The sequence below is a fragment of the Syntrophothermus sp. genome (assembly GCF_013314835.1).
Lineage (GTDB): Bacteria > Bacillota > Syntrophomonadia > Syntrophomonadales > Syntrophothermaceae > Syntrophothermus > Syntrophothermus lipocalidus.
The window spans coordinates 1-10,545 of sequence record NZ_JABUEX010000063.1; the positions used below are offsets into that span (position 1 = coordinate 1).

Sequence of the window (10,545 nt, forward strand, 5' to 3'; positions counted from 1 at the left end):
CGCTTCCGTTAATTCCCCCTTTGATCTCCACCTCCAGGCGGGCAAATGACACCCTGTTGTCTGGTGCAACAATCACGGCGCCCCCATCCCCGGCGGCGCGGTGCATTTCCCCGTCGATGACGATTGTTCCCCAGGGCGTCATGTCGCTGTAGGCGTTGAAAAAGGTGCCGTTGACGGCAGCCACGGCGCCTGCAGACCGGGCCATCGCCGCGAGTTCGGCGGTGCAGCCTGTTTTTCCGCCGGCCAGCACCGGCCGCAGTTCAAGACGGGGATTTGAGAGATCGGCGGAAATCATCGCCACAGTGCAGCCGGATACCTGCACGGTTTTCACCGCCACAGGACTTCCCGCCCGGGCGGCAGTTTCCGGGTGCGCCGCCGCTGGCACCAGACGCCCCAGAGCAGACGCCGGAACGATCAAATACAGCGGAACGATCAAACACAGCGCAGACACCAGGATCACTGCAGGCAGCCGGAACAGGCGCTTGAGCTTCATTTCGGAACACCTCTCATCCTTTGGTCTTTTCTGAACGAGTTTAACCGAGCAAAGAAGCTGGACCGGTTCTCAGAAGCTGAAGCTACATTTCTAAAAGTTCTTCTCGAGGAAGCTGGAGGCACCTTGTCCGAATACCAAGAAAGGAGAGGGCGTTGTTAATGAAATCTTCGTATACTTGAGACCATTTCCTGTAATCTTCCTCGCCTACAGGCTCTGTGCCGTGGGCTAGAATGGAATAGTTTCTTTTCTCCAGGGCCGAAAGCAAGGTCTTTTCTCGTTCCTGCCAGATCTTCCCCACTTCATCTCCAAGGTCTGCCAGGAGACGATAGGCATTCCTCAGCCCGAGTTGCAGTTTCTCTTCCCCACCCTGGAGATTCCTGTAGAATTCCCGTACGCCTTCCGGTATTTTATCAAGCTCGACCTTTCCAGTTTCAATTTCCCACTTTTGCTTCAGCCTTGTTTGGGCCAGCAGTTCAACGGCGCGGTAAAGCCTCGCCACGGCATCATCGTGGCGGCTCTGGAGGGCCCGCCGCCCGGCGTTGTAGAGAAGATCGAGGACTTTTTCGTACCCGGTCGCTCCGCGGGACGCGCCAGTTATGTCAAGAAGAGCGTTAATAAAAGGTTCAACCGCTCTGCTTGGGGATGACCGGAGCAAGGTCAGAGCTCTTTTATGGTCAAAAATGTCCCAGGCGAAGAATGCCTGACAGAGCCGCCTCCACCGCAGGACCCTCTGCTCCTGATCCCTGGAAAGATACTGGTGACGCGTCACCTGTGCCAGCAGTTTCTCTGCAGCGTCGTATTCGTACCTCCCGAGGAAGTTCCTTACCTGGGCAAGGCAAAACTCTAACGAGAACTCTGTCTTGTCGGTTAAAACCGGCAGATCGCCGCCCCTGACTTTGACGAGATCGACGCGGGGGCCTTTATTGAGCGAAAGCTGCCACCGGGCATTGAGAAGCGCCGCAACCGCAAGGGCAACCGACATGGTTTTGGTTCCCCCAGTATAGTTGGCAATGACCTCTGTTTCTTCCCCAAAACGCCGCTCGACTTCTTTTTGCAAATCTTTGAGGGTACGGTAGCACAACTCGAGGTCGTCAGGGTCCTCAACAACCACCTTGTCGTACCTAACGCCGCAGTCCTCTTTGGAAATCCCCAGGGAATTAACAATAGACTCTTTCGTCTCATCCACCACAACGCTACTGGCCTGTTTGCCACCCGAGCAAAAGAAATAGATAAAATCGGGCTCGTACTCCCTGCAGGCATTAATTACGGGTTCCTGCGAACCCCCGACAGATAGGATCAGCACCCGGGCCATAAAAGATCCTCAACCCCCTCTCAAAAATGAACCAATAACTGTCTCATTACCGCGAAAAGTAAACACAATCTTCACCGGAAGGACATCACAGGGCGTGTCCAACCTCTCTACGATAACCGGATCAGCAAGAACAACCGAGGAGAATTGGAGAATTACTGAATGCTCGCCAGTAGCTCCCGGGACCAATCTTTGTTCCGGGATCGCCTGTCATAAAGTGTTTTCTCATGTGGCTACCCCCCGAACGAAGGATTCAACTCTTTTAAAAGATCTCTGACATCCTCATAATCGGTGTCTTCGGCATATATCTTGTAAAATTGCTTTAAAGCTTTCTCGGTTTCCCCTAACTGTTTATAAGTCAGTCCTAACAAATAACGGAACAACTTCATTTGTTCGTCCATGCTTTTTCTGCTACGAACAGGTCCTTTTTCTAGAACCTCCAGCGCCAACTCGGGCTTATTTAAACCGAGAAAAGCAGAGGCTAATGCATTTATTACTGCTAATTCTTCTTTCATTTCAAGTGGCAGCCCTTGTAAGACTTCAATGGCCTTCTGGTATTGTCTAACAGTCCCCAGTGTAACAGCATAATTCAACCTGGTTACGGCATCCTCAGGATAACTTGCAAGATATTTTTCAAAGTATTTTACTGCCTCTTCCGGATTATCCAAGCGCCGATATAAAAAGGCTACCTCGCGGCATAATGAATTAACTTCTGGTTTAACTTCCAAGACCTTTAAAAAGGCTTCTAAAGCCGGTTGCCATTCACCTTTTTGGAGAGCCATTTTGCCCTGCAGAAAATAATTCTTGGCCTTTCCAGTGGGTGAATTAAAGGACCTGGCCGACCATGCTATTTGGCTTACAATGCCTGCAACACCTAAGGGCCACCAAATAAAGAGGAACATTACAGATATCAAAAACCATAAGCAGCCAAGGGCTGTAGAAGTTGAACTACCGGCCAACTCTGGAGGCATGTCAACATTATAACCTTCAATTTCAGGCGGGGCAGAGGCCTTCTGTGCAGCTTTCGGTAAGTCTCTGCTTTTCCGTTTTCCGAAATAGTTGATAGAATAAAGACCTGTTCCGGGAATGCTTGCTGAGGTATAAGCGCCGCGAGGGCCAATGCCTACCCGGAAACCTTTCCCCCCGACGCTTACTCCGAGACCACGTTTGCTTAAGTTCAGGCGAACGCCCTTTGCGATCTTAATGCTTTTTCGAAACCTCCAGCCCAATTAGACCACCTCTGGTTTATCTCTTCCGCCAACACGCACCTGAAGTAGGAGCGGGGAGCACTATGCAGAGCATGCGACAGCACCACAACAGGAGGAAGGCCCGGGCGGCACCAATATACAGCCTCCAAAGAAGACTTAAAGTCCCACCACTCAATGATGTTTCAATCCCTCATAGGTAAGCTAGAAACATCGTGGGGGAAGCTCCAGGAGCAGTCGAGCTGAGGAGTTTCAATCTCTCGTAGGTAGGCTGGAAACTCCCCGTCATCAAGTTAACCATATTCAAGAAATATCTAACCTGCTTGTCCGGTCCATCTTGGCAACCTGCGCTACCGTCCCGGAAGCAACGCACCTTAGAGCCCCACGCTTTTCGTATTCCTTTAATTCAATGATCCTTCTGGTCATGCGGGGGTGAGTGGCATAAAGCTCACGGATGAAGCCCATGACAGGAGGCACGTAGCGCTCCTGGGCTGCAAAGGCCTCGGGGTCAACCTTGGCTGCCAGCGCCTCACTACCCAGGGCCAAGGCCAGGAGGGCTCGCTGGGCGGCCGCAGCATCGCCCGAAAGGGCCATGCCCACGCGGTCCGCACTCAATTCGCAGGCACGCCTGTAAGCCGCCCCCAGAAAGGGGATTAACATGGCGGGGCCCACCAGCAGGTTCTTCCAGATGCTGACGTGTCCCAGGGCGTGGTGGGCCAGTTCGTGCCCCAGAATCATGCGCAGATCATCGTAAGCGCCCCTCCTCAACATCAGATCAACCAGTTCGCCGTACACCAAGATATATCTGCCGGAGAGGAACTTCATAGCCACGGCGTTCAAGGCACCCTGGCCGCTCAGGACAAAGATCTCCGGGGCACGGGACAGCTTGAGTTCCGCCGCCATGTGGGCCGCCATACGGTGCAACTCGGCAAACTGCTCCTCGCTCACCCGCACGGCATTGCCGTAGATCTGCGCCTTAAAGTACTGCCCAACCAGCCAGGACACCACGGCCAGAGGAATGAGATATAGCCAGGCAAACCATACGAGAAGCAGCCAAACCAGACCGCCGATGACGGCGGTGATGGTCAGATAGAGCACTTCCTTCGGGTGGCGCAGGGTTCCCGGATCGACCGCCAGTCTAGGGCCTGGCGCAAAGGCCTGCAGATGGCCTCCGGGACCGGACGGCGCTGCCGTACGGCTTCCCCCGAAGTCAAAGCCACAGCCCGGACAGCTTACCGCTCCTTCCGTCACTGGTATGCCGCATTTCACACAAAAAGGCACGTGTAATCCCTCCCCGAAATTGAAAATTAGAAATGCTGCCCGCAGTAAAAGCAGTAGCGGTCCGCGGAGCAGACGCAGGTAGGCTGGAAACTTGCCTTATCACACGCAACAAGGCCATACCCGCTTTGGTTCCAATCCCTCGCAGGCGGGCTGGAAACTTTAGGCACGTCAGCGAGGCGCACGAAAGGATATTCATTTTAATCCCTTGCAGGTAGGCTGGAAAAAAGAGGAGGCTGCCATGAAACAGGGCAACATTCTCGAGGTTTCGATCCCTCGTAGACAGGCAGGAACTTCCTGCGGCATGCGCGGGTTATCGTAAATCGTGGCGGTTCCAACCCCTTGTAGCTAACCTAAAAGCATTTTCGACACAAATCTAAGAAAATCCTTCCTGTTGTTCCTTTCCTTTGAAGATTCGATCTGCACAGCGGCCCGGCCTTACCCCAGGCCGGGCCGCAAAGAAAACTGCCTCTACGTTGTCGGGCCCTGCTTCTCCAATTGTTGCAAAAGTTTTCGACCAGCGGCTTCAGCGCAGGCACGTCACGGCTGGCCGCGTTCCACACGATTTCCGTATCAATCTCGAAGTAGCCGTGGACCAGGACGTTCCGCATCCCGATGATCTTCGGCCATTCTATCTCCGGAGCAAGAGCGCGCACCTCCTCCGGTATTGACCGGGCGGCTTCGCCGATGATTTGCAGGCTGCGGACAAACCATCCTTGAAGGAGCTCGTCTTGTTTAAAGGCAGCCTTGCCGCGGCCGAGGTAGCGCTCAATGGCAGCGATGGCCTCCAGGATGTCGCGCAGGCGCTCTTTCGGTTCTCTCACAGCGGCACGGCCTCCTGAAGCACCCGCCCCCGGATGCGTGCCTTGAGCCCCCGTTCGGTGATGACATCCACGCGGCAACCCAGGAGGTCTTCCAGCTCCTGCTGGAGACCGCCAAGATCGAACAGGCTCCGCCCGGGCTCCATCTCCACCAGGAAATCGATGTCGCTTCCTTCGTCAGCCTCGCCGCGTGCAAGTGAGCCGAAAACTCGCACCTTGCGCGCGCCGTACTCCGCGCAGATGCGCAGGATCTCTTCGCGCCTTTCTTTAAGGAGCTCCTCAAGTGCCATACCGCGGCAACCTTTCTGGAAAGCCGCAAAGTCTTCCCGCACCTCTTCCTCCTTTATCCCCTTCCGCGCTCGCTCTCCGGCGATCTTCTCCGCCAGGGCCCTGAGCGCCGCCCGCCGCACCTCGTCCTCGGCCTCTATGTCCTCCCACGGGACGAAGACACCCGCGGGCCTGCCGCCCCGGAGGACCAGCACGGGCTTCCTCTGGCGGATGAACTCGCTGGCGCGCGCCTTGAATTCCCTGATGCTCGCGATCTCCATTGTAGTCACCTCCGTGACTACAGAATAGCACGCGAAGGGGCTAGAGGGCAAGGGGGGGTTTTCGATCCCTCGCAGGTAGGCTGGAAACTTGCCCCGGGAAGGTCGACGGTGTCACATATCGCTCACCCTGGCATACCGATTTCTCTCCTCTGAAGCTGTTTGCTGCTGTCTAGTTGCTATTGTTGGCCACCCTCAGGTTGTGACCGCAGTGGTAGCAAAACCGATCCTCTAGTGTCGCAGGATTCTCGCAGGCCGGGCAGAGCCGCGCCAGGGGTGACTTGCGACCGCAGCCGGGACAGTAAAGATCCTCGTCAAGCGCCGGTGCGTAACAATAAGGGCAGAGTTCGCCTTTCCCCCCAGAGAACAGCTTGCCGGGGAAATGTAGGAAGGCCCAGCGTGCCAGTCTTTTTGATGCCAACAACCAGCACATTGAGGCTACTGTTTTTGGAAGCGCGGAGCGTATACGCGCGTCAGGTCGATCTTTCTCCCGTCGTTTCGGCCCCGGTAAACGCTCTTCGTGTCCGTATACACCAGGTTCGCCGGACGGAGTCCAAAGAAAACCGCTCTCAACGTCAGTCCGCGGAATCGCCCGGCAAGATTCCAGCGTATCGGGTCGGCGTCCTACGCAAGGTTGTATCCCTTGTCGTAGCACACGCCGCTGATCACCACCCCTTCCGCCAGCTTGATGCCGTTGAACGGTGTCAGGTCACTGAAAAGATCGACCGTCTGACCACCCGGTGCTGTCCTGTTCAAGGCTTCGCTGCCACCACCCGTCTCCTCCGGAAGTTGCTTCGCCTGTCCCGCTTTCCGTCACCGCGGACTGTCTCGTCTGGTCCGGTTCCGCCGGCTTCTCCGCGGCGCCCCGTTTGTTTGTAGACTGCGCCTGCGGGGTTTGCATTGCACTCAGAACACGCTGTTCAAAGCGGATACCACCGACAAAACCGACCGCAAGGGCCAAGATGAGTCCTGCTGGAAGCAGGATCCGGAAAACCCGCGATGTTCCGCCCCTCCCGCTGTTCACGCTGTCACTCATTGATCGTACCCCCTTTACAAGAAAGTTGCGCGTAATGAAAAGTTGTGCGTAATGATAAAGAACATGCCGTTGCCCCCGCCCTTATGGGCGGCCCGCCAGGAGAGCTGTGATGTCGAGAAGATTTTCCCGGGTGATGATATCTTTGATTCCGTATTCCCGTGCCCGCTCCCGGAAGGCGCTCGGCACCCCCTCGGCCGGGCGGCTGGTAACAAAGCACAGCCGTGCGAACAGCCCCAGGCGGTGGCGCAGCGCCTGAAGTTTGTTCAAAGTGTCTTGCCCGCCCGGGTCGCCGGATTTGCATTCAATCACCACCAGCCGGCCCCGGCCCGTAGCTGCAACGTCCAGCTCGTTTTCGACACCGGCGAGCTTCACCTGCCACCAGACGTGGTCGAATCCTCTCCCCCGTGCCCCGGGATGCCGCCGCAAAAGGTGGTACACCAGAAGTTCCAGCCACTCTCCGGTCAGAAACCGCACCCCGTCGTCCGTGGGCCGCAGGCCGCCGGCCTCTCTCTCCAGAAGACCGGCCTCCACCAATCCGCCCAGAAACCGTTCCTCGAACAGCCCCGGCTCCTCGGCTGGTTTTAGCAGGGCATTTTTCTTGTGGTCTTTTACCTTCTGACTCCATTCCTCCAGCCAGGGCGTGCACTGCGGCCAGAATGCCAGGATGAGATCCAGTAATGGCGCCAGCCTGCGTACTCGTTCCGGATGGCCGTGCTGGCTGACCGTGAGCCCATAGGTCTTCAGATACAAGGGTACGTCAACTCTCTCCAGGGCGAAGGGCTCCGCTACCATCCGGCCGCCCTGGTAGTACCAAAGCAGCCGTTCATTTTCCGTATCTACGTATAGGCCGGCGCATCCGGCTTCAACCGCCGCCAGGTAGGCACCCACCGCCATGCACTTTGTACCGCCGGTGAAGTTCACCACTGGTTCCAACCCGCGACCCGCAAGGTCGGCCGCGGCGCGGCCGACGGCAGCGCGCGTTGCCTCGATGTCAAAGGCATTCACTGCCGGCTCGATGTCGACGACCCTGGTCACCTGCTCCAGCACCCCGATGGTGTCCAGCCGGGCTCTGGAGTGGGGCAAGCCGGGGTCGTCGGCCTGAAGCGAGCGTACCAGGTGCACCTCGGCATAGGCGGCGCAAGCCTGGTAGCAGGGAATGACGTTTTGCATGCGTTGCTCGCTGACGAGGGCAATCATGGCACGCAAAGACGGACCCTCCTTACGCACAAGTAAGAATACTAACTGTAAGCAACCCGTCAAAACACCGCACCAACTGCTTTGTCCTCTCGCGGATGCTTGCGGGTAAGCCGGGCTGTCGTTTCATCGCACAATGGGCTACGTCATTGCACAGACTGGTCACCCACCATAATAGCTCCGCCACCTCGTGCGCCTGCGACAGGTTGTGGTACCAAGGTAGAACACCGGTCCCGTTCTGGGCTTCCCGTCCGCTCTCATTACCTTCTGTCCACACAGCACGGCCAAAGGCGGCATCCTCCACGGCCGCCCGCCGGCGCATTGCCCGGTTCAGCCGCGTATACCTGCTTCCTCTCGTGCACGTCGCGGTCGCGCCATCCTTCCTCTCCCACCTGCCAGGCCGACTCAGCTGACCAGCCACTCACGCCCCAGAAGGACGGCCTGGTTGATGAGTTCCTTTTCAACGCAGTACTTGATGAGCGCCAAATGGCGGCGGAACCTTCCAGCATCCGGAACGTACAGGGCTTCCGGCGCCAGAGCGGGTTTCAATCCCTCGTAGGTAGGCTGGAAACCCGCGACGAGTACCACAAGGCGGTCGACGCTATCGCGTGTTTCAATCCCTCGTAGGTAGGCTGGAAACTTTAGTTTGCGGGCTGTTCCGCTTGTCTTATCTTTGGTTTCAATCCCTCGTAGGTAGGCTGGAAACGCATTGACCGGGCGAAGCTGGGCCCCGACCCCTGGTGCGGTTTCAATCCCTCGTAGGTAGGCTGGAAACTGGGCAGGTGTGGACGGTACACCGCCCTACAGATTAGTTTCAATCCCTCGTAGGTAGGCTGGAAACAGGCAGTTAATGCTATTAGGAGCGCCGGCAGAGCTGGTTTCAATCCCTCGTAGGTAGGCTGGAAACCCGCGACGAGTACCACAAGGCGGTCGACGCTATCGCGTGTTTCAATCCCTCGTAGGTAGGCTGGAAACCTTTGAACAACTTTCTGATGCGACTATCCTGCACTGGCTTCAATCCCTCGTAGGTAGGCTGGAAACCGGGGGACGCCGTCCTCGCGGCCTTCGGGGAGTTCCTGTTTCAATCCCTCGTAGGTAGGCTGGAAACAGTTGCTCACAGGGATGCTCCCGTAGAGGTTGTACTGTTTCAATCCCTCGTAGGTAGGCTGGAAACCCGTGCGGACCGGTGACTTCGCCGATGAGGTGATCACGTTTCAATCCCTCGTAGGTAGGCTGGAAACGGCGGAAAAGAGAAGATACTGGATCATGGTATTGTTGTTTCAATCCCTCGTAGGTAGGCTGGAAACTGCCTGGCGTTTACTGCGGGAGGCTTTCCCGCAGTAGTTTCAATCCCTCGTAGGTAGGCTGGAAACGCATTTTTTTCCATCATACCACACATTTTCCATAAAGTGTTTCAATCCCTCGTAGGTAGGCTGGAAACCTTGTTCGATCTTGCTAACGATCTTGCAGACTTCCTGTTTCAATCCCTCGTAGGTAGGCTGGAAACGCGCCTGGCTTCATGGTGCGGGGTTAATGCTACTCCGTTTCAATCCCTCGTAGGTAGGCTGGAAACTATCAATCCGTGTTCAAGGTCTACGTCATCCCACGTGTTTCAATCCCTCGTAGGTAGGCTGGAAACGAGAAACGCTACAGAATTAAAGAGAATTCTGGGAACGTTTCAATCCCTCGTAGGTAGGCTGGAAACCGAAGCCGTGTTTTATGATTGCGCCAACGAGAAGTTGTTTCAATCCCTCGTAGGTAGGCTGGAAACTGGTATCCGCAAGAGAGATTGACTCCCGCTACTCCCGTTTCAATCCCTCGTAGGTAGGCTGGAAACTAGTTTGCGCAACCTGTAGCGCAGGCGTGTTTGAGGAGTTTCAATCCCTCGTAGGTAGGCTGGAAACGTGAAAGTCACGCAAGAGAGAAATCTCTCCGCAACTGTTTCAATCCCTCGTAGGTAGGCTGGAAACAGAGAAAAGAACTTAACCCAAGCAATTTATCTATTACAGTTTCAATCCCTCGTAGGTAGGCTGGAAACCATAGATCAGCTCCCTGGGGAGTTGGGAAACCTATTGTTTCAATCCCTCGTAGGTAGGCTGGAAACAAAACAACGATCGAAACAACGGCCGCGTGTTCCAAGGTTTCAATCCCTCGTAGGTAGGCTGGAAACTCAGTTGTCAAGTTTCTGATTATATTATATCGTATGGTTTCAATCCCTCGTAGGTAGGCTGGAAACCGGAAATCGTGACAACGGCGGATTCCCTGGTTATTGCGTTTCAATCCCTCGTAGGTAGGCTGGAAACGATTCTGAAGTCGTTTTCCGAGAGATTTTTCAGGTAGTTTCAATCCCTCGTAGGTAGGCTGGAAACGGAATACCGGCCGATTGCCCAGCTTGAACTTACGGAGTTTCAATCCCTCGTAGGTAGGCTGGAAACAATTATAGAAAAATTTTTTCGAGCAGCCTGCCGAAGGTTTCAATCCCTCGTAGGTAGGCTGGAAACGCAGTGGCTGGATTCTCCACAACCAGGTGGAGAGTCGTTTCAATCCCTCGTAGGTAGGCTGGAAACGCTTGGATCTCGGACGCGGGAAGGCTGGTAAAAGAGGTTTCAATCCCTCGTAGGTAGGCTGGAAACCTAATTTTTTTTCCTCCCACTGATCCATTTC

The 10,545-nt window shown here is 55.6% G+C and carries 9 protein-coding genes, 1 pseudogene and 1 CRISPR repeat array; all 10 genes and pseudogenes read right to left on the reverse strand.

All coding sequences use genetic code 11. From position 1 onward, the window contains the following. A pseudogene (locus HPY90_RS13245) lies at positions 1 to 493 on the reverse strand (hypothetical protein); the annotation flags it as partial. A gap of 82 nt (positions 494 to 575) precedes the next feature. Further along, entirely contained in the window at positions 576 to 1,805 is a 1,230-nt protein-coding gene (locus HPY90_RS13250) for a TIGR02710 family CRISPR-associated CARF protein (protein WP_287195164.1), read from the reverse strand. Between the two features lie 230 nt (positions 1,806 to 2,035). After that, positions 2,036 to 3,031: a DUF4236 domain-containing protein gene (locus HPY90_RS13255; protein ID WP_287195165.1), complete on the reverse strand. Its 996-nt coding sequence runs from the start codon at positions 3,029 to 3,031 to the stop codon at positions 2,036 to 2,038. 279 nt (positions 3,032 to 3,310) lie between these two features. Beyond that, positions 3,311 to 4,288, reverse strand: a complete 978-nt coding sequence (locus HPY90_RS13260; RefSeq protein WP_287195167.1) for a M48 family metalloprotease — start codon at positions 4,286 to 4,288, stop codon at positions 3,311 to 3,313. A 350-nt stretch (positions 4,289 to 4,638) separates the two neighbouring features. After that, on the reverse strand, positions 4,639 to 5,109 hold the full coding sequence (locus tag HPY90_RS13265) for a HepT-like ribonuclease domain-containing protein (RefSeq protein WP_287195168.1): 471 nt from the start codon (positions 5,107 to 5,109) through the stop codon (positions 4,639 to 4,641). Then, entirely contained in the window at positions 5,106 to 5,654 is a 549-nt protein-coding gene (locus HPY90_RS13270; protein WP_287195169.1) for a nucleotidyltransferase domain-containing protein, read from the reverse strand. Before HPY90_RS13270 ends, HPY90_RS13265 begins: the two co-directional genes overlap by 4 nt. 169 nt (positions 5,655 to 5,823) lie before the next feature. Continuing rightward, positions 5,824 to 6,084, reverse strand: coding sequence for a double zinc ribbon domain-containing protein (locus tag HPY90_RS16210; RefSeq protein ID WP_353733671.1), 261 nt, complete (start codon positions 6,082 to 6,084; stop codon positions 5,824 to 5,826). A gap of 276 nt (positions 6,085 to 6,360) precedes the next feature. Further along, a complete protein-coding gene (locus HPY90_RS13275; protein WP_287195170.1) occupies positions 6,361 to 6,687 on the reverse strand; it encodes a hypothetical protein in 327 nt (108 codons plus the stop codon). Positions 6,688 to 6,768: 81 nt separating this feature from the next. Continuing rightward, positions 6,769 to 7,947 carry a Card1-like endonuclease domain-containing protein gene (locus tag HPY90_RS13280; RefSeq protein WP_287195171.1) on the reverse strand — a complete coding sequence of 393 codons (1,179 nt, stop codon included), beginning with the start codon at positions 7,945 to 7,947 and terminating at the stop codon, positions 6,769 to 6,771. Then, positions 7,907 to 8,302 carry a hypothetical protein gene (locus tag HPY90_RS13285; RefSeq protein WP_287195172.1) on the reverse strand — a complete coding sequence of 132 codons (396 nt, stop codon included), beginning with the start codon at positions 8,300 to 8,302 and terminating at the stop codon, positions 7,907 to 7,909. Before HPY90_RS13285 ends, HPY90_RS13280 begins: the two co-directional genes overlap by 41 nt. Before the next feature lie 121 nt (positions 8,303 to 8,423). After that, a CRISPR array of direct repeats spans positions 8,424 to 10,514; the repeat unit is 30 nt; unit sequence GTTTCAATCCCTCGTAGGTAGGCTGGAAAC. Positions 10,515 to 10,545: the final 31 nt, after the last annotated feature.

Bases quoted from the DNA above. Each gene is read 5' to 3' on its own strand.
- HPY90_RS13250 (WP_287195164.1), bottom strand. From the start codon at position 1,805: ATGGCCCGGGTGCTGATCCTATCTGTCGGGGGTTCGCAGGAACCCGTA.
- HPY90_RS13270 (WP_287195169.1), bottom strand. From the start codon at position 5,654: ATGGAGATCGCGAGCATCAGGGAATTCAAGGCGCGCGCCAGCGAGTTC.
- HPY90_RS16210 (WP_353733671.1), bottom strand. From the start codon at position 6,084: ATGTGCTGGTTGTTGGCATCAAAAAGACTGGCACGCTGGGCCTTCCTA.
- HPY90_RS13275 (WP_287195170.1), bottom strand. From the start codon at position 6,687: ATGAGTGACAGCGTGAACAGCGGGAGGGGCGGAACATCGCGGGTTTTC.